Here is a 17,562-nt window from a genome sequence, read left to right as displayed (position 1 = left end):
TTAGGTCCAAGCATCATTTCCACCGGTTTCCGGCCATAAGGCCGCTGTAGAGGCGAAATCATGAAGACCACCCTCGACTTGCCTCTTTTGCCATTGCGCGATGTCGTTGTTTACCCGCACATGGTTATCCCGCTGTTCGTGGGGCGCGAAAAGTCCATCGAAGCCCTCGAGGCGGCGATGACGGGCGAAAAGCAGATCCTTCTGCTGGCCCAGAAGAACCCAGCCGACGACGATCCGGGTGAGGACGCCCTGTACCGCGTCGGTACCGTTGCCACCGTGCTGCAACTGCTGAAGCTGCCTGATGGCACCGTTAAGGTGCTGGTCGAAGGCGAGCAGCGCGGTGCGGTCGAGCGCTTCTCCGAAGTTGAAGGGCACATCCGTGCCGAAGTCTCCCTGATCGACGAAACCGACACTGCCGAGCGCGAGTCGGAAGTGTTCGTGCGCACGCTGCTGTCGCAGTTCGAACAATACGTTCAGCTGGGCAAGAAGGTGCCTGCCGAAGTGCTGTCTTCGCTGAACAGCATCGACGAGCCAGGGCGCCTGGTCGACACCATGGCCGCGCACATGGCCCTGAAGATCGAGCAGAAGCAGGAAATTCTTGAAATCGTCGACTTGACGACCCGTGTCGAGCACGTGCTGGCACTGCTGGATGCCGAAATCGACCTCCTGCAGGTCGAAAAGCGCATTCGCGGCCGGGTCAAGAAGCAGATGGAGCGCAGCCAGCGCGAGTACTACCTGAATGAGCAGATGAAGGCCATTCAGAAAGAACTTGGCGATGGTGATGAAGGCCACAATGAAGTCGAAGAGCTGAAAAAGCGCATCGAAGCCGCAGGTCTGCCTAAAGATGCCTTGACCAAGGCTCAGGCGGAGCTGAACAAGCTCAAGCAAATGTCTCCGATGTCGGCCGAAGCTACCGTGGTGCGCTCGTACCTCGACTGGTTGGTGCAGGTGCCGTGGAAGGCTCAGAGCAAGGTGCGTCTGGACCTGACCAAGGCCGAGGAAATCCTCGATGCCGACCACTATGGCCTGGAAGAGGTCAAGGAACGCATCCTCGAATACCTTGCCGTGCAGAAGCGCGTCAAGAAGATCCGCGGTCCGGTGCTGTGCCTGGTCGGGCCACCCGGTGTCGGCAAGACCTCGCTGGCCGAGTCGATCGCTGCCGCCACCAACCGCAAGTTCGTGCGCATGGCCCTGGGTGGCGTGCGTGACGAGGCCGAGATCCGTGGCCACCGCCGTACCTACATCGGCTCCATGCCGGGTCGCCTGATCCAGAAAATGACCAAGGTGGGTGTGCGCAACCCGTTGTTCCTGCTCGACGAGATCGACAAGATGGGCAGCGACATGCGCGGTGACCCCGCTTCGGCACTGCTGGAGGTGCTCGACCCTGAACAGAACCACAACTTCAACGACCACTACCTGGAGGTCGACTACGACCTCTCGGACGTGATGTTCCTGTGCACCTCGAACTCGATGAACATCCCGCCGGCGCTGCTGGACCGGATGGAAGTCATCCGTCTGCCTGGCTACACCGAGGACGAAAAGATCAACATCGCGGTCAAGTACCTGGTGCCCAAGCAGGTCAAGGCCAACGGCTTGAAGAAGGAAGAGCTGGACGTCGACATCTCGGCGATTCGCGACATCATCCGCTACTACACCCGTGAAGCCGGTGTGCGGGGCCTGGAGCGGCAAATTGCCAAGGTCTGCCGCAAGGTGGTCAAGGAACATACCGGGCAGAAGCAGGTCAAGGTCAAGGTGGCCAGCGAGCAGCTGGAGCACCTGCTGGGCGTGCGCAAGTTCCGCTATGGCCTGGCCGAGCAGCAGGATCAGATCGGCCAGGTAACCGGCCTGGCGTGGACCCAGGTGGGTGGCGAGTTGCTCACCATCGAGGCCGTGGTCATCCCCGGCAAGGGCCAGTTGATCAAGACCGGCTCGCTGGGCGATGTCATGGTCGAGTCGATTACCGCCGCGCAGACCGTGGTGCGCAGCCGCGCCCGCAGCCTGGGGATTGCTGCCGACTTCCACGAGAAGCATGACGTGCACATTCACATGCCTGAGGGCGCCACGCCGAAGGACGGCCCAAGTGCCGGTATCGGAATGTGCACCGCACTGGTGTCGGCGCTGACGCAGATTCCGGTACGTGCCGACGTGGCCATGACCGGCGAAATCACCTTGCGTGGCCAGGTATTGGCCATTGGCGGGCTGAAGGAAAAACTGCTGGCGGCACACCGTGGCGGGATCAAGACGGTGATCATTCCCGAGGAGAATGTTCGCGATCTCAAGGAGATTCCTGAAAATATCAAACAGGATCTTCAGATCAAACCGGTCAAATGGATTGACGAAGTCCTGCAAATTGCGCTGCAATACGCCCCGGAGCCCTTGCCAGATGTGGCTCCGGAGATTGTCGCGAAAGACGAGAAGCGCGACGGCGATGCTAAGGAAAGAATCAGCACGCATTAGTAGTTTTTGGCTGGGGGGCTTTCCTTGACAGTATTTTCGGCGCCTTGCTATAAAGCGGCACGTTATTGTCGCCATGCCTCCCAGCACACGTTTCATAAGCTTTTCATTACATACTTAGAAACAAACTCAATAGAGAAATAAGGGGACTTAGAGTGAACAAGTCGGAACTGATTGACGCTATCGCCGCATCTGCAGACATCCCGAAAGCTGTAGCCGGCCGTGCGCTGGACGCAGTCATCGAATCCGTCACCGGCGCCCTGAAGCAAGGTGACGATGTGGTACTGGTTGGCTTTGGTACCTTCTCGGTCAAGGAGCGCGCCGAGCGTACCGGCCGCAACCCGCAAACCGGCAAGGCAATCAAGATCGAAGCCGCCAAGGTTCCAGGTTTCAAGGCAGGCAAAGGCCTGAAAGACGCCGTCAACTAAGTCGTCTTTCAGCCGGACCCGGCCTGGCCTGGTCCGAGCACGGTGATGGCGGGGCGCAAACGTTCCCGCCTGACACGTTTGCTAAGAAAAGGCGCATCCTCGGATGCGCCTTTCTTTTATCAGGATTCTACCCACGCTCCGCGGTTGTCGACGCAGTGGTACAGCCGTTTCTGGGGGACGCATGCTGCAAAATATCAGGGACAATTCACAAGGTTGGATTGCCAAGACCATCATCGGCCTTATCGTCGTGTTGATGGCATTGACCGGTTTCGAAGCCATTTTCCAGGCCGCCACTCATAGCCAGGACGCCGCCAAGGTGAACGGCCAGACCATCAGCCAGAACGAACTGAGCCAGGCGGCCGACATGCAGCGCCGTCAACTGATGCAACAGTTGGGCAAGGATTTCGACCCGGCGCTGCTGGATGACAAGTTGCTGCGAGAGGAGGCACTCAAGGGGCTGATCAGTCGCAAGCTGCTGCTGCAAGGTGCTGAGGATGCCAAGTTCGCATTCTCCGAGGCCGCGCTGGATCAGGTGATCTTGCAGACCCCTGAGTTCCAGGTGGACGGCAAGTTCAGCGCTGACCGTTTCGACCAGGTGATCCGCCAGATGGGCTACGGCCGTATGCAGTTCCGCGAGATGCTCGGCGAGGAAATGCTCATCGGCCAACTGCGCACCGGCCTGGCCGGCAGCAGCTTCGTCACCGATCAACAGGTCGATGCCTTCGCTCGCCTGGAGAAGCAGACCCGCGACTTCGCCTCCCTGACGTTCAAGGCCGACCCGGCCGCAGTCAAGGTCAGCGACGAAGAGGTCAAGGCGCACTACGACCAGCACGCCAAGGAGTTCATGTCGCCTGACCAGGTCGTGATCGACTACATCGAGCTGAAGAAGTCGGCGTTCTTCGATCAGGTCAAAGTGACCGACGAAGAGCTCAAGGCCCAGTACGAGAAGGAAATCGCCAACCTGGCCGAGCAGCGCCATGCCGCGCACATCCTCATCGAGGTCAACGACAAGGTCAGCGACGCCCAGGCCAAGGCCCGCGCCGAAGAGATCGAGCAGCGTCTGGCCAAGGGTGAGGACTTTGCCGCTTTGGCCAAAGAGTTCTCTCAGGACCCAGGCTCCGCCACCAGCGGTGGTGACCTCGGCTTTGCCGGCCCGGGCGTATACGACCCGGCCTTCGAAGAGGCGCTGTACCAGCTGCAGAATGGCCAGGTATCTGCTCCGGTGCGCACCGAGTTTGGCTACCATCTGATCAAGCTGCTGGGCGTCCAGGCGCCAGAAGTACCGAGCTTCGCCAGCCTGAAGGACAAACTGACCCGCGATCTGAAGATGCCGCTGGTCGAGCAGCGTTATGTCGACGCCAGCAAGCAACTGCAGGATGCTGCCTACGAGGCTTCCGACCTGGCCCAGCCGGCCCAGGACCTGAACCTCAAGGTGCACACCTCCGCGGCCTTCGGCCGTGAGGGCGGTGAAGGCATTACCGCCAACCGTGCGGTGGTGCAGGCGGCGTTCTCTGAAGAAGTGCTGGATGAGGGTGCCAACAGCACCGCCATCGAGCTCGACCCTGAGACCACCGTGGTGCTGCGCGTCAAGGAACACCGCAAACCAGAGCAACTGCCGCTGGACGCTGTGGCCAAGAACATCAGGGAGCACCTGGCCAAAGAGAAGGCGACTGCCGAACTCAAGGCCAAGGCAGACAAGCTGATTGCCGGCCTGCGTGACGGTTCCATCGCAGCAGGCAGCGTTCACGAAGGCCAAGGCTGGAAAGCCTATGAAGCAGTCACCCGTGGCGAGGACGGTATAGATCCGGCCGAACTGCAGGCACTGTTCCGTCTGGGCAAGCCGCAAGCCAAGGACAAGCCTGTGTATGGCAGTGTGGTGCTGCGTGACGGAAGCCTGGTGGTGTTGCAGCTCAAGGGTGTGAACGACGGCGCTACCGCCACCGACGAAGAGAAGCAGCAGATTCGCCGCTACCTCGCGTCCCGTGCTGGCCAGCAGGACTTTGCGGCTTACCGCAAGCAGCTGGAAGCCAATGCAGACATCACCCGTTACTAAGGTGTTCGTTGCATGAAGAAACAGGCCGCCTCGTGCGGCCTGTTTCGTTTTTGCCAGCCGCGAGCACGGTCATTGTCGAAGACCACACCGCCTTCAGGGGCGACGCCAACCAGGTGCTACCGCTTCACCCCTTCATAACTGTCCAGCGTATCGCGTGCAATCTCTCGCCCCAGGGCGATGAGCTCCGGCGCTTTGTAGAACTCGAAAAACCGGCACACCCGCTTGGGCACGTTGATCAGCACATCCGGTGGATAGCCGGCAATCTTGTACTGTGCCAACGAAGTCTGCATGACCTCGAAGCTCTGGTTGATCAAGTCCAACAGCGAGGCTGGCCCCACGTTGTCGATGATGAAAGAGCCGGTGGCCGACTTCGGTGCGCCCTCGCGCTCCGGGGCCGCTGCCGGTTGCTGGTTTTCCGGGTCGGCGCTGTCGGCAAGCCACGGGCTTGGCGGTGCCAACCCCTCGGCGACGATTTCCTTTTCGATGCGGATCAGCTCTTCCGCCGGTTTGCGCCGGAATGGCAAGCGTGAACCCAGCGAGCTCAACAAGGCGTCAAAGCGCATCTTGAATGCCGCCGGGCGCTCGATCACCGGCAACTGGTACTGCTTCTGGTTGGTGGCGTTGAGGTTGACCGCGATGATCAGGTCGCAATGGCTGGACACCACCGGCACGATTGGCAGCGGGTTGAGGATGCCACCGTCGACAAGCATGCGGTTGCCTTGCATCACTGGCGTGAACAGGCTGGGAATGGCCGCTGAGGCGCGCATGGCCTGATGCAGGCAACCCTCCTGGAACCAGATTTCCTGCTGGTTGGTAAGGTCGGCGGCCACTGCGGTGTAGGGTATGCGCAGTTGCTCGATGTTTATCTCGCCGACGATCTTGCGGATCTGCCCGAACACCTTGTCGCCGCGAATCGCACCGAGGCGAAAGCTGACGTCGACCAGGCGCAGCACATCCAGGTAGTCGAGGCTTTCGATCCAGTTGCGATACTCGTCCAGCTTGCCGGCGGCATAGATACCGCCAATCACCGCGCCCATGGAACACCCTGCGACGCAGGCTATGTCGTAGCCGCGGCGCTCGATTTCCTCAATCACGCCGATGTGCGCATACCCTCGGGCGCCGCCCGATCCCAGTACCAGTGCCACACGTTTGCTCATGAACTTTCCCCGGCCAGTGCCATCATGGTCCTACAATGCACCCATCGCTGCCTGTGCTTCAATGTAGATCGTGCTGAGCTACTGTAATAAAACTGGCCAGGCAAAGCCGGCTGGGCATGGCACTTTCCAGCTGTCGGAGCGTCGAACAGCCACTGTTTTTCCATAGAGGTATTACTGATGAAAGCCTGGATCTGCCTTCCACTGATTGCCTTGGCCCTAGCTGGCTGCGCGGGCAAGACGGCCTACCGTGACAGCTGCGCGACCCAGCTGGATGCCGCCTGGAAGGAACTGGACCTGGCCAAGGCCGAAGGCTTTGCCGGTGCTGTAAGTTATTCCAAAGCCTTGTCACTGCTGACCGGGGCCAAGACCCAGCAGCAGTTCGAAGGCTACGAAAGCTGTACCCGCAAAGCCGAAAAGGCGCGGTTCTACATTCGTGAATCTCGCGCCGGGCGCTGAACAGGGAGCATCGTATGTCAGCCATGCTCGACCATGTCGTTGCCCAGATACTGACCTTGCAGGTGCGCTTGCTGGCCTGTCGTGAACGCCTGGCTGCCAATACCGACAGCGAGGCCTTGCACGACCTGCGTATCACCTTGCGGCGCCTGCGCAGTCTGCTGAGGCCGCTGCGTGGGCTGCCTGGCGTGGAGCAGCTGGAGGATGCTGCACGTTCGCTGGGGACCCTTACCACGCCGCTGCGTGATCGCGAGGTGCTGGCGGCCGAGCTGATCGGGCGCGGTCATGCGGCAGCCGGCCAGCGGCGTCTGGAGGGGCGAGACAGGACTTTCGCCAGTGTCGCTGCCAGCCCACAGCTGGCCAGGGTATTGGCAATTCTCGACGCCTTTCCATTGTTCCTGCGAGCGGCGGGCCGGGAGGGGCTGGTCAAGTCGCTGGGCAAACGCATCGACAAGCGCCTGGTCAAGCAGTGGCGCAAGTTGCACAAAGCGTTGCAGGACCCGGCTCACGATCGCCACCGCCTGCGTTTGCTGATCAAGCGTGCGCGCTATGGCGATGAGGCCTACCCGCAACTCGATCACGCTGGGAAGAAACTGCAACGTCTGTTGAAAAAGGCACAGGGCAACCTGGGGGATTGGCACGACCGCCTGCAATGGCTGCTGCAAGCCCGCGATCATGCCGACCTGCTCCCCTGCAAGGCTGGTTGGGAGCAGGGGTTGCATGAGGCGGAGCGCCAGTCAGATGTGACGCTGGACGCCCTGCAAGAGGCGCTGGCGCGGCGTTATCACGGAAAATGACCGATATGCGGGCTGATTGCCCGGCGTTTGCTGGCTAGGATGAGCGGACTTTTTCTTTGCAGGCAGGAGCCGGCCAATGAATTTCAACCAACTCCTCGACGCCGTACGGGCCAACCCGGATTCGGTCAGCATTCCGCCCAGCTGGGCCCAGGGGCGCGCTGCCTTTGGCGGGCTGATGGCGGCTATGGTCTATGAAATCATGCGCCTCAAGATCAGCGACAACCGCCCGGTACGCTCATTGGCCATCAGCTTCGTGGCACCCGCGGCGGCGGATGTGCCCATCCGCTTCGAGGTGGAGGTTTTGCGCGAAGGCAAGGCGGTTAGCACGTTGCTGGGCCGCGCGGTTCAGGATGGCCAGGTGGTGACTTTGGTGCAGGGCAATTTCGGTGCGGGCCGCCCTTCGGTGGTCGAAGTGCCGGCGTTACCGGCCATTGAAATGCCTGCGCTCGAAGAAGCGGCCCCGGAGTTGCCCTATATCAAAGGCGTCACCCCGGAGTTCATGCGCCATGTGGCCCTGCGCTGGGCAGTAGGCGGGCTGCCGTTCAGTGGCAATCAGTCGCGCAAGATGGGCGGCTGGGTGCGTTTGCGGGATGTGGCTGACGAGCCGGTGAACGAGGCGCACTTGCTGGCGTTGGTGGATGCGTGGCCGCCCAGCCTTATGCCGTTTCTCAAGCAGCCCGCTGCGGGCAGTACGCTGACCTGGACCATCGAGTTCATCCAGCCAACGGCGAAGCTTTCGACCCAGGAATGGTGCCGGTACTGCGTGGAGACCGAACATGCGCGGGATGGCTATGGTCATGCTGCCGCAGCGTTGTGGACGGCGCAGGGCGAGTTGTTGGCCTTGAGCCGGCAGACCGTCACCGTTTTCGCCTGATCCTTACCAGGCTGCTCACAAGCAGTGCTCCGGCAGCTGGCTCAGTGTCGGTGCTTGTGCCGTTCGCGCCAGGCCCTCCACCAGGCCCCGCTCACCACAAAGCGCGGAAAGGTGATGAACTGCTCGGTCAGTAAGCGCTGCACAGCATCCTGGCGGTTGGCGAACGGCTCGGGCTGCTGGGCTTCAAGGCGGTGGCCTTGGCGCTGCAGGCCCAGCGCGGCGACCAGGGCAATCACACCCACCGCGATCTGGCCGAGGTCGAAACCGAACAGGCCGGACAGCACCAGTAGTGTCCCTAGAATGAACAACGGCACAGCAATCAGGTGCAGCACCAGGTTGGCCGGGTGGCGGTGATTATGGTGGTAGCCGCGCCATTGCCAGGCGGGAAGATTGGGCAGGCGTTTGCTCATGGGGATTTCCTCTCGGTCATGCCCAAAGCTTAGTGCGGCCCCCACGCGGGGGCCAATCGAAGCTGGCTATGGTGACTATAGCTTGAGCTGGCCAATGGCCTTGTTCAGTTCGCCGGCCAGGGTCGCCAGTTCGCTGCTGGTGGTCGCCGAGCCGACCGTCTGCTGCACGGTCCGCTCGGTGACATCGCGGATGCTGACCACCGCGCGGTTCATTTCCTCGGCTACCTGGCTTTGCTGCTCGGCCGCTACAGCGATCTGGGTATTGCTTTCGCGCATCTGCGCCACGGCACCGGTGATTTCAGCCAGCGCCTCACCGGCTTCCTGTGCCTGACGCACACAGTCGTCGGCCTTGTACGAGCTCTCCTGCATGAACTCCACCGCATCGCGGGTGCCCGACTGCAGGGCCGAAACCATGGTGGTGATCTCATCCGTAGAGGTTTGCACGCGTTTGGCCAGGTTGCGCACTTCATCGGCCACCACGGCAAAGCCACGGCCCAGGTCGCCGGCGCGCGCGGCTTCGATGGCAGCGTTAAGCGCCAGCAAGTTGGTCTGTTCGGCAATACTGTGGATCACACTGACTACACCGTTGATCTTCTGGCTGTCCTCGGCTAGTTGTCGAATCATCTCGGCAGTTTGTTGCACGCCGCTGGAAAGCCCGGAAATCGAATCCTGCACTCGGCTGACCACCGCTTGACCGCTGCCGGCCAAGGTGTCGGCGGTTTGTGACAAATCGCGGGTGGCACCGGCGTGCTGGGCAATGTGGTGCACGGTCGCCGACATTTCGTTGATGGCAGTGGCGGCCTGGTCGGTTTCACTCTGCTGGCCGAGCATGCCATGGCGTACGTCGCTCATGCTGGCGGCCAGGCGTGCAGCGCCCGAGTCCAACTGTGCTGCGCTGTGGGCGACGGTGCTGACCACGCGGTGATAGGTGGACTGCATGGCGTTGAAGGCCCCAGCCATCTGGCCGACCTCGTCGCCACTGGCTAGCGGTACGCGGGCCGACAGGTCGCCGGTCTTTTCCACGTGCAGCATCACGTCCTTGAGGGTGTTGAGTTGGCTGAGCAGGAAGCGGATCAGCAGTTGGGAGGCGCCGAGCATGGCCAGCATCAGGATCAGCACACACACCGCGTAATTGCTGAAACGATCGAAGAAGACCTGGCGCAAACTGGGTGACTGGGCCAGCACAGCTAACTGCTGGTCGCCACTGCGCAGCACCTGTGCGCCACGCAGTGGGTTTTCGCCGAGGACCCAGGCGCTCGGCAGTGCTACCCAGCCTTGGGCGTTGCGCAGGGCATCGAGCGCCTCCCCGGCGTAGGTTGGCGTTTGCCCGGTTGACCAACTGATGACGTTGGCCGGGCGTGGCAATGCTTGCCCGGCTGGCCAGGCGGCCAGCAACTGGGCTTGCGCGGCCGCCTGGGCCTGAGCCGCCTCGGCACGTGCGCGTTGCTCCAGGTGCACGGCGTACAGCACCAGCAGCAAGGTGGTGACAAAGGCCACTGCGTTGACGGCCCAGAACTTGTACTTCAGGGAAACATTGCTAAGCCAGGCACCCATGGGCAGGTCTTCTCTGAGTTGAGCGGAAACAATATTGGCAAGGTGCCATCATTGTGCCCTCATCCTCCTAGACATGTGTTGATGCATATCAACTGTGCTGACCCGCCCCGCAGAAACACGCGAGACTCAGGGGAGCTGGAAGAAAGCCCGCGCCGTTGCCGTGGTATGCGCCGCCGTGTGCTCGGCTGATTCACCGCGATGCGAGGCCACCTCGCGCAGTACCTCCGGCAAGAACGCCGGCTCGTTGCGCCCGCTCTTGGGCTTGGGCCGCAAGCTGCGCGGCAGCAGGTAGGGCGCGTCGCTTTCCAGCATCAGCCGGCCTTGAGGAATGTTGCCCACCAGCGGGTGCAGGTGAGTGCCGCGGCGTTCGTCGCAGATCCAGCCGGTAATGCCGATGTGCAGGTCCAGGTCCAGGTAGGCGAACAGCGCCTCACGCTCACCGGTGAAGCAGTGCACCACCGCGCCGGTCAGGTGGTCGCGGTAGTCCTTGAGAATCGCCAGCAAGCGCTCGCTGGCATCGCGCTCGTGCAGGAACACCGGCAGGCGCAGCTCCGCAGCCAGTGTCAGCTGGGCTTCCAAGGCTTTTTCCTGCAGCGGGCGAGGGGAAAAGTCGCGGTTGAAATCCAGGCCGCATTCGCCCACCGCGCGTACGCGCGGTTCACTCAGCAACCGTCGCAGCTGGCGCTCGCTGTCGGCATCCCAGGCCTTGGCATCGTGAGGGTGCACGCCGGCCGTGGCGAACAGGTGGGCACCGCTTGTATCCAGTTGTTGGCACAGTTCCAGGGCTTGTTCGCTGACCGCCAGGCTGGTGCCTGTCAGCAGCATTTGCGTAACGCCGGCCTCCAGCGCGCGCTCGACGATTGCGGCCTGTTGGTCGTGGAAACTGCTGTTGGTCAGGTTGACGCCGATATCGATCAGTTGCATGGTGCTATCTCGTGCCGCGGGGCGGCCAGCATAGCAAAAAGCGCGTTTTTCTGAAAAAACCAAGAACTTCATGCTGTTGCCGTGGTCATTTACCGTCGTTTATCACTTGGCGGTGCAACCCATGGATGCCGCTCACCGACCACGGACACGTTTTCGCATGCAGCGATGCTGGCTCATTTTTCTGCTGACGTTGGGGTTGATCTTTACCGGCCCCGCCCAGGCGCGCTCGCCGGGCCCACAGCAGCACATACCGCCTGCCAAGGTGCGTGACCTGCCGCAGATTCGTACCAGCAAAGTACTGCGAGTGCTGGTCAACCAGAGCCGCAACAGTTCCGGTGAGGTCAAGGGCGAGCCAGTCGGCATTGAGTATTATCGCCTGCGCGCCCTGGAGCATTTCCTCAATGCTCGTACGGCCGACGACCAGCAGATCCAGCTAAAGCTCATCCCGCGGGCCAAGGAACAGTTGCTGGGCGCCCTGGCCCGCGGCGAGGGTGACCTGGCCGCGCCAGGCGAGCTGCTTGACCCCACTACGGTGAATGGTGTTCGTAGCAGCGCGCCGATACTCGACCAAGTGCCGCTGATGCTGGTCGGGCGCAAAGGCGAGCGAAGTTTCAGCAAGGTCGAACAGCTGTCAGGGCGTACCGTGGCGTTGACCAGCGCCAGTGCCGCCGGACCATTGATCCAGCAGGTCAACCAGCAACTGGCACTGCGCAAGCGGCCGCCGATCAAAGTGGAGTGGGTCGATTCGACGCTGGCGGTGGAGGATGTGCTGGAGATGGTACAGGCAGGCATCTACCACCTGACCATGGTCGAGCAGCCCATTGCCCGGCGTTGGGCCCGGGTTATGCCGCGCCTGCGCCTGGACAGCCGGGTGCGCCTGGGTGCGCCGCAAGCCATGCGCTGGTATGTAGGGCGTGATGCGCCGCAATTGTTGGCCGCAGTCGATCACTTTCTGCAAGGTTACCGCGCGCCAGATAACCAGGATGCGGCGTTCGAGCGCATCTACCGCCGCCAGTACCGGGTACACAACCCGTTGGCCAGCAAGGACCGCCAGCGTCTGGCATCGGTGCGGGCGGTGTTGCAGAAGCATGGCCAGGCGCAACAGATCGACTGGCTCAACCTGGCTGCATTGGCCTTCAAGGAGTCGACGCTCAACCCGGCTGCACGCGGTACTGGCGGTGCCCATGGCCTGATGCAGATTACCCCTTCGGCAGCCCAGCGGGTGGGGGTGAGCAACACTGCAACGGTAGATGGCAATGTCCTGGCCAGTGCCCGTTACCTGGCGCTTATCCGGCGCAAGTTTTTTGCCAGTGCCAAGATCAACGAGCGTGAGCGCATGGCCTTTGTGCTGGCAGCCTACAACCTCGGCCCCGAGCGGGTTCAGGCCATGCGCGCAGAGGCTCGACGGCGAGGTCTAAACGGTAACCAGTGGTTCTTCCAGACTGAACGCATCGCCATGGAGCAAGTGGGGATGGGGCCGGTCAATTTCGTCAATAGCATCAACAAGTACTATTTGGCCTTCAACCGCGAACGCGCGGCACTGGAGCGCGTGGCGAAGCGTTAAAATCGATTTTATCGATTGTTATGTTGGGTTTTTTGCGATTTTCATATCAGTGGAATTGATTATGATGGCGCCCATACCCACACAACTGCTTCACTTCAAGGACGCTTCGACATGAAAAACACTACCCTCAACGCGCTGTTCTCTACACGTGCTGGCGCTGGCTTGAGCGTTATCCGCATCCTGGTCGGCATCATCTTCATGGCTCATGGTGCGCAAAAACTCTTCGGCCTGTTCGGTGGCTACGGCCTGGAAGGCACCGGCCAATGGATGGAAAGCATCGGCCTGGCGCCGGGTTATCTGATGGCCCTGCTGTCCGGCAGTGCCGAATTCTTCGGCGGCCTGGCCTTGGTGGTCGGCCTGCTGGCTCGCCCGGCGGCCCTGGCGCTGACGGTGACCTTGATAGTGGCGATCGTTTCGGTGCACATCGGCAACGGCCTGTTCATGTCCAACAACGGCTATGAGTTCGCCCTGGCGCTGTTGGCCGGCACTGTTGCAGTCATGATCGAAGGCGCTGGCCGCTTCTCGCTCGACCGCCTGATCGCCCGGTAATCAGCTGCACGCTGTGAGCTACGAGCCGCAGGCAAGCGCGGGCCAATACTCGGCGTGTTCTTGCTTGCGGCTTGTCGCTTGCAACTTGGGGCTCATCGCTCTAGCATACCGCCTGCGCCGATTTAAACAGCTACTTGCGGGGCGCAGGAAAGCCCCACCTCCGGGCCGTCCGAAATACCGCTAAAGCGCTGGTTCGGTGACGCCTCCCACCGCTGCCCAGCGGGATTCGCGAGGCGGAGAGAAGCTCCATGAGTTGCCCACGTACCAGTGTCTGTTTAAGCCCTTTGCCTGCCAGCCAGGCGTCCCGCACACCGCGCATCCTGCTCGGCGGCCGGCATCAACCCACCCTTTTGCGTCATCTTGAAGGCCTGTCACGGCGCAAGGGGCAGGCGCGTGCCTTTCTGATCCAGTTCGCCGACAGTGGCTGCCACCTCGCGCAGTATGGCAATGACCGTTTCGACCTGGCTGTGATCCAGGCGCCGGCACCGGACGAGGCCGCCGAAGTCATCGGCCATCTCACCCGCATCGCGCGTCAAGGCCTGATTACCCGCCGCTGAGGAATGCGCTATTGAGCACCAATATCATCACCACAGAAGGCCATGAGGCGCTGAAGAAAGAGCTGGACCACCTGTGGCGGGTGTATCGTCCGGAAATCACCCAAAAGGTTGCCTGGGCCGCTTCGTTGGGTGACCGCAGCGAGAACGCGGACTACCAGTACAACAAGAAGCTGCTGCGCGAAATCGACCGCAGGGTGCGATACCTGCGCAAGCGGCTTGAAGATGTGAAAGTGGTGGCGTACTCGCCCGAGCAGGAAGGCAAAGTGTTTTTCGGTGCCTGGGTTGAGATCGAGAACGACGAGGGCGAGACCATGAAGTTTCGCATTGTCGGCTACGACGAGATCTACGGGCGCAACGATTACATCTCGATCGATGCGCCCATGGCCCGTGCCTTGCTGAAGAAGGAGGAGGGTGATGAGGTGGTGGTGCATACACCTACCGGTGAAGCGACCTGGTATGTGAGCAGCATCCGTTACGGCCAGGGCGTCTCGACGGACTGACCGGGCCCGTCTTGCGCCAGCGTGAGGCATGTGCTGTCCCGGCAGGCGATCGCTCAGCCCTCAGGGGTGCGCCTGCAGAAACGCTGCCAGCCAGGCCTCAAGCCTCGCGCAACACCGCCAGCGGGCTGGCATTCAACGCCCGCCGCGTTCCCAGCACCCCCGCCCCCCCCACCAGCAGTGCCCCTGTCAGCGGCAACACCAGCAGCCACGGGTGCGGGCTCCACTGCAAGTCGAAGGCATAGCGGTACAGCACCCAGGTAATCAGTTCGCAGCCCACGGCCGCCAATAGCCCGCTGGCCGCGCCCAGCAGGCCGAACTCGATACGTCGGGCTTTTACCAGCAAGGGCCGCGCCGCGCCCAGTGCGCGCAACAGTGCGCCTTGGCGAATGCGCTCGTCCAGCGTGGCCTGCAAGCCAGCGAACAACACTGCCAGCCCCGCGGCCAGCACGAACAGCAGCACATACTCCACCGCCAGGGTTACCTGGGCGAGAATGCTGCGCAGCTGGTCGAGCAAGGCATCCACCTGCAGGATGGTCACCGCCGGAAACGCCCGTGACAGCGCGACGACATCCAGGTCATGCCCCGGTGCCAGGTAGAAGCTGGTCAGGTAAGTGGTCGGCAGCCCCTGCAGCGTGCCAGGCTGGAAGATCATGTAGAAGTTCGGCTGGAAGCTGTCCCAATGCACGTTGCGCAGGCTGCTGACGCGGGCCTGGCGCTGCTGGCCGCCAATATCGAACGTCAGCAGGTCGCCCATCTGCAGTTTCAGGCTGCTGGCCAGTTCCGCCTCCACCGAAACCCCGGGGATATCGTTGTCGGCTGGCAAGGCTTGCCACCAACTGCCTGCGGTCAGCACGTTGCCTTCGGGCAACTCGGCGGCCCAGGTCAGGCTGAGGTCGCGCTGCACGGCGCGCTCGCCTGCCGAGTCCTTGCTGACCACCTGCTGTACCGGTTTTTCATTGATTTGCACCAGGCGCCCGGGCGTTACCGGGTACAGCGGCGCTGAAGCGGCATTGACCTGGTGCAGGTGTTGAATGAACGGCTCACGGTCATCTGGCAGGATGTTCAGGGCGAAGTGGTTGGGCGCATCCTTGGGTAGCTGTGCTTGCCAGGTATCGAGCAACTCTGCGCGCAGCAGGGCGACCAAGGCCATGGCCAGCAGTATCAGGCCGAATGCCAGGGCTTGGCCTGCTGCCGCCATGGGGTGGCGCAATAGCTGGCCCAGCCCCAGACGCCAGGTGAGTGGCGCACCGGCCAGCAGCTGGCGCAGGCTGCGTAAACCGAGCAACAGCAGGCCGCCGAGCAGAAGTGCAGCGACCAGGCCGCCACCGAGCAGGGCGAAGGTGAGCAGCAGATCGAGGCTCAGGCGCCACATGATCAGGCCCAGTGCGAGCAGGGCGGCGCCGTACACCAGCCAACTGCTCGCAGGTATCGGCAGCAGGTCACGGCGCAGCACGCGCAGTGGCGGCACCTGGCCCAGCGCTGCAATCGGCGGCAGGGCAAAGCCAGCCAGTGCCACCAGCCCGGTACCGATACCTGCCAGCGCAGGAACGATGCCGCCAGCGGGCACCACGCTCGGCAGCAAGCCGTGCAGCAGGCGGAACAGACCCAGCTGAGCCAGCCAGCCGAGCAAGGCGCCGGCCAGGGCAGCGACCAGGCCGAGCATGGCCAGTTGCAGGCAATACAGGCCCAATGCCTGGTGGCGCGACAGGCCCAGGCAGCGCAGCAGGGCACTGGCGTCCAGTCGGCGTGCAGCATAGCGACTGGCCGACAGTGCCACGGCTACGCCTGCCAGCAGCACAGCTACCAGGCTGGCCATGTTCAGGTAGCGTTCGGCTTTGCCCAGCGCGCCGCCGATCTGTTGGTTGCCATCGCGGGTGTCACGCAGGCGCTGGTTGGCGGCCAGGTCTTTTTCCACGGCCTGACGGTACTGCGCCAGCGCCTCGGCATCGCCGCGCCACAGGTCACGGTAGGTGACCCGGCTGCCCGGCTGGATCACGCCGGTGGCTTCCAGGTCGGCCAGGTTCATCATCACGCGTGGGGTAAGGCTGTAGAAGTTGTTGGCGCGGTCCGGTTCGTAGGTAAGCACCCGGCTCATGCGCAGGGTTTTCATGCCCACGTCGATGCTGTCGCCGATTGCCAGCCCCAGTGCTGCCAACAGGCGCGGTTCCACCCACACTTCGCCAGGGGCAGGGCCGCCGCCGGGTGTTTCTTCGGCATAAGGTGCCGGAGCGCTGCGTACTTGCCCGCGCAACGGGTAGGCGCCGTCGGCGGCCTTTACGCTGGACAGCTGGATGCCATTGTCGCCGCCGACCACACTGGTGAACTCGACCACGCGTGCATGGCGCAAGCCCAGTGCCTTGCCGGCATCGAGCTGTTGCTCGCGGGCCGGTGCGCTGCCCTGCAGTACCAGATCGGCGCCCAGAAACTCGCTGGCGCGCAGCTGCATGGCGCCGTTGAGGCGGGCGCCGAAATAGCCGATGGCGGTGCTGGCGGCTACGGCCACCAACAGGGCAAAGAACAGCACGCGCACTTCACTGGCGCGAACATCGCGCAGCAACTGGCGCAGTGCCAGGCCACACAGGCGGGACAGCGGCATACGGCTCACCGGGCCTCCGTCGGCGCCACAAGGCGGCCCGCGTCCAGGCGGATCTGGCGCCGGCAGCGGCGGGCCAGGCGTTCGTCATGGGTGACCAGCACCAAGGTAGTGCCGCGCTCCTTGTTCAGCTCGAACAACAAGTCGCTGATGCGTTCGCCGGTGTGGCTGTCGAGGTTGCCGGTGGGCTCATCGGCGAACAGCACCGCAGGCTGCGCGGCGAAGGCGCGGGCGATTGCCACGCGCTGCTGCTCGCCGCCCGACAGCTGCCGAGGTGTGTGGCTCAGGCGCTTGCCCAGGCCGACCCGCTCCAGCAAAGTGCGAGCCTGTTCGCGGGCATCGCGGCGGCCGTCCAGCTCCAGTGGCAGCATGACGTTTTCCAGTGCATTGAGGCTGTCGAGCAGCTGGAACGACTGGAACACGAAACCCACATGTTCGGCGCGCACACGGGCGCGTTGGTCTTCATCCAGTGGCCCCAGGTCGTGGCCGGCGAGCACGACATTGCCAGCGCTGGGGCGGTCGAGGCCGGCGAGCAAGCCGAGCAGGGTCGATTTGCCAGAGCCCGAGGCGCCGACGATGGCCAGGCTATCGCCTTGGGCCAGGTCGAGAGACAGTGCGTGGAGGATGGTAAGGTCACCTTCCGCGCTGGGGACCACTTTGCTAAGGTTCTGCGCAACGAGAATGCTGGGGCTCAT

General features: G+C 62.6%; 16 protein-coding genes. 10 read left to right on the top strand and 6 right to left on the bottom strand.

Annotated features, from left to right (window positions below):
- Window positions 1–60: 60 nt before the first annotated feature.
- The 3 genes from lon (at window position 61) to ACTJJN_RS08390 (ending at window position 4,935) form a co-directional block, all read left to right on the top strand.
- Window positions 61–2,457, top strand: a complete 2,397-nt coding sequence (lon, locus tag ACTJJN_RS08400) for an endopeptidase La (RefSeq protein ID WP_012053069.1) — start codon at window positions 61–63, stop codon at window positions 2,455–2,457.
- Window positions 2,458–2,609: 152 nt separating this feature from the next.
- On the top strand, window positions 2,610–2,882 hold the full coding sequence (gene hupB, locus ACTJJN_RS08395) for a nucleoid-associated protein HU-beta (RefSeq protein WP_003250246.1): 273 nt from the start codon (window positions 2,610–2,612) through the stop codon (window positions 2,880–2,882).
- 181 nt (window positions 2,883–3,063) lie between these two features.
- On the top strand, window positions 3,064–4,935 hold the full coding sequence (locus tag ACTJJN_RS08390; RefSeq protein WP_012053068.1) for a SurA N-terminal domain-containing protein: 1,872 nt from the start codon (window positions 3,064–3,066) through the stop codon (window positions 4,933–4,935).
- Window positions 4,936–5,051: 116 nt separating this feature from the next.
- On the opposite strand, the gene ACTJJN_RS08385 is transcribed toward ACTJJN_RS08390, so the two are convergent.
- The gene (locus ACTJJN_RS08385; protein WP_003250250.1) at window positions 5,052–6,092 is read right to left on the bottom strand and encodes a patatin-like phospholipase family protein; all 1,041 of its coding nucleotides are present in this window, start codon (window positions 6,090–6,092) and stop codon (window positions 5,052–5,054) included.
- A gap of 177 nt (window positions 6,093–6,269) precedes the next feature.
- On the opposite strand from ACTJJN_RS08385, the gene ACTJJN_RS08380 reads away from it, so the two are divergent.
- From ACTJJN_RS08380 to ACTJJN_RS08370, 3 genes are all read left to right on the top strand, one after another.
- Window positions 6,270–6,548 carry a lipoprotein gene (locus tag ACTJJN_RS08380; protein ID WP_003250254.1) on the top strand — a complete coding sequence of 93 codons (279 nt, stop codon included), beginning with the start codon at window positions 6,270–6,272 and terminating at the stop codon, window positions 6,546–6,548.
- A gap of 14 nt (window positions 6,549–6,562) precedes the next feature.
- Window positions 6,563–7,342: a CHAD domain-containing protein gene (locus tag ACTJJN_RS08375; RefSeq protein ID WP_014753843.1), complete on the top strand. Its 780-nt coding sequence runs from the start codon at window positions 6,563–6,565 to the stop codon at window positions 7,340–7,342.
- Window positions 7,343–7,418: 76 nt separating this feature from the next.
- The gene (locus ACTJJN_RS08370; protein ID WP_014753842.1) at window positions 7,419–8,216 is read left to right on the top strand and encodes an acyl-CoA thioesterase; all 798 of its coding nucleotides are present in this window, start codon (window positions 7,419–7,421) and stop codon (window positions 8,214–8,216) included.
- 41 nt (window positions 8,217–8,257) lie between these two features.
- Here ACTJJN_RS08370 and ACTJJN_RS08365 read toward each other — a convergent pair whose 3' ends face one another.
- The 3 genes from ACTJJN_RS08365 to ACTJJN_RS08355 form a co-directional block, all read right to left on the bottom strand.
- On the bottom strand, window positions 8,258–8,626 hold the full coding sequence (locus tag ACTJJN_RS08365; RefSeq protein ID WP_004576795.1) for an Mpo1-like protein: 369 nt from the start codon (window positions 8,624–8,626) through the stop codon (window positions 8,258–8,260).
- A gap of 75 nt (window positions 8,627–8,701) precedes the next feature.
- On the bottom strand, window positions 8,702–10,180 hold the full coding sequence (locus ACTJJN_RS08360; RefSeq protein WP_014753840.1) for a methyl-accepting chemotaxis protein: 1,479 nt from the start codon (window positions 10,178–10,180) through the stop codon (window positions 8,702–8,704).
- 126 nt (window positions 10,181–10,306) lie between these two features.
- Window positions 10,307–11,104, bottom strand: coding sequence for a TatD family hydrolase (locus ACTJJN_RS08355; RefSeq protein WP_017147777.1), 798 nt, complete (start codon window positions 11,102–11,104; stop codon window positions 10,307–10,309).
- A 157-nt stretch (window positions 11,105–11,261) separates the two neighbouring features.
- On the opposite strand from ACTJJN_RS08355, the gene ACTJJN_RS08350 reads away from it, so the two are divergent.
- The 4 genes from ACTJJN_RS08350 to greB all read left to right on the top strand — a co-directional run bounded on the left by ACTJJN_RS08350 (window position 11,262) and on the right by greB (window position 14,274).
- A complete protein-coding gene (locus ACTJJN_RS08350; RefSeq protein ID WP_017147776.1) occupies window positions 11,262–12,668 on the top strand; it encodes a transglycosylase SLT domain-containing protein in 1,407 nt (468 codons plus the stop codon).
- Between the two features lie 111 nt (window positions 12,669–12,779).
- Window positions 12,780–13,217 (top strand): DoxX family protein, encoded by a 438-nt coding sequence (locus ACTJJN_RS08345; protein ID WP_017147775.1) that lies wholly within the window; start codon window positions 12,780–12,782, stop codon window positions 13,215–13,217.
- Window positions 13,218–13,465: 248 nt separating this feature from the next.
- On the top strand, window positions 13,466–13,774 hold the full coding sequence (locus ACTJJN_RS08340; RefSeq protein ID WP_003250272.1) for a hypothetical protein: 309 nt from the start codon (window positions 13,466–13,468) through the stop codon (window positions 13,772–13,774).
- An 11-nt stretch (window positions 13,775–13,785) separates the two neighbouring features.
- Window positions 13,786–14,274, top strand: coding sequence for a transcription elongation factor GreB (gene greB / locus ACTJJN_RS08335; RefSeq protein ID WP_003250274.1), 489 nt, complete (start codon window positions 13,786–13,788; stop codon window positions 14,272–14,274).
- A gap of 97 nt (window positions 14,275–14,371) precedes the next feature.
- Here greB and ACTJJN_RS08330 read toward each other — a convergent pair whose 3' ends face one another.
- Together ACTJJN_RS08330 and ACTJJN_RS08325 are read right to left on the bottom strand one after the other, a co-directional pair.
- Entirely contained in the window at window positions 14,372–16,879 is a 2,508-nt protein-coding gene (locus ACTJJN_RS08330; protein WP_017147774.1) for an ABC transporter permease, read from the bottom strand.
- Entirely contained in the window at window positions 16,876–17,562 is a 687-nt protein-coding gene (locus ACTJJN_RS08325; protein WP_014753835.1) for an ABC transporter ATP-binding protein, read from the bottom strand. Before ACTJJN_RS08325 ends, ACTJJN_RS08330 begins: the two co-directional genes overlap by 4 nt.

Source organism: Pseudomonas sp. 22515 (assembly GCF_052044625.1).
Lineage (GTDB): Bacteria > Pseudomonadota > Gammaproteobacteria > Pseudomonadales > Pseudomonadaceae > Aquipseudomonas > Aquipseudomonas alloputida.
Note: the sequence above shows the minus strand (reverse complement) of the source record. Positions and strands in the feature narration are given on the sequence as shown.

Bases quoted from the DNA above. Each gene is read 5' to 3' on its own strand.
- lon (WP_012053069.1), top strand. From the start codon at position 61: ATGAAGACCACCCTCGACTTGCCTCTTTTGCCATTGCGCGATGTCGTT.
- ACTJJN_RS08390 (WP_012053068.1), top strand. From the start codon at position 3,064: ATGCTGCAAAATATCAGGGACAATTCACAAGGTTGGATTGCCAAGACC.
- ACTJJN_RS08385 (WP_003250250.1), bottom strand. From the start codon at position 6,092: ATGAGCAAACGTGTGGCACTGGTACTGGGATCGGGCGGCGCCCGAGGG.
- ACTJJN_RS08380 (WP_003250254.1), top strand. From the start codon at position 6,270: ATGAAAGCCTGGATCTGCCTTCCACTGATTGCCTTGGCCCTAGCTGGC.
- ACTJJN_RS08375 (WP_014753843.1), top strand. From the start codon at position 6,563: ATGTCAGCCATGCTCGACCATGTCGTTGCCCAGATACTGACCTTGCAG.
- ACTJJN_RS08370 (WP_014753842.1), top strand. From the start codon at position 7,419: ATGAATTTCAACCAACTCCTCGACGCCGTACGGGCCAACCCGGATTCG.
- ACTJJN_RS08365 (WP_004576795.1), bottom strand. From the start codon at position 8,626: ATGAGCAAACGCCTGCCCAATCTTCCCGCCTGGCAATGGCGCGGCTAC.
- ACTJJN_RS08360 (WP_014753840.1), bottom strand. From the start codon at position 10,180: ATGGGTGCCTGGCTTAGCAATGTTTCCCTGAAGTACAAGTTCTGGGCC.
- ACTJJN_RS08355 (WP_017147777.1), bottom strand. From the start codon at position 11,104: ATGCAACTGATCGATATCGGCGTCAACCTGACCAACAGCAGTTTCCAC.
- ACTJJN_RS08350 (WP_017147776.1), top strand. From the start codon at position 11,262: ATGCAGCGATGCTGGCTCATTTTTCTGCTGACGTTGGGGTTGATCTTT.
- ACTJJN_RS08345 (WP_017147775.1), top strand. From the start codon at position 12,780: ATGAAAAACACTACCCTCAACGCGCTGTTCTCTACACGTGCTGGCGCT.
- ACTJJN_RS08340 (WP_003250272.1), top strand. From the start codon at position 13,466: ATGAGTTGCCCACGTACCAGTGTCTGTTTAAGCCCTTTGCCTGCCAGC.
- ACTJJN_RS08325 (WP_014753835.1), bottom strand. From the start codon at position 17,562: ATGAGCCCCAGCATTCTCGTTGCGCAGAACCTTAGCAAAGTGGTCCCC.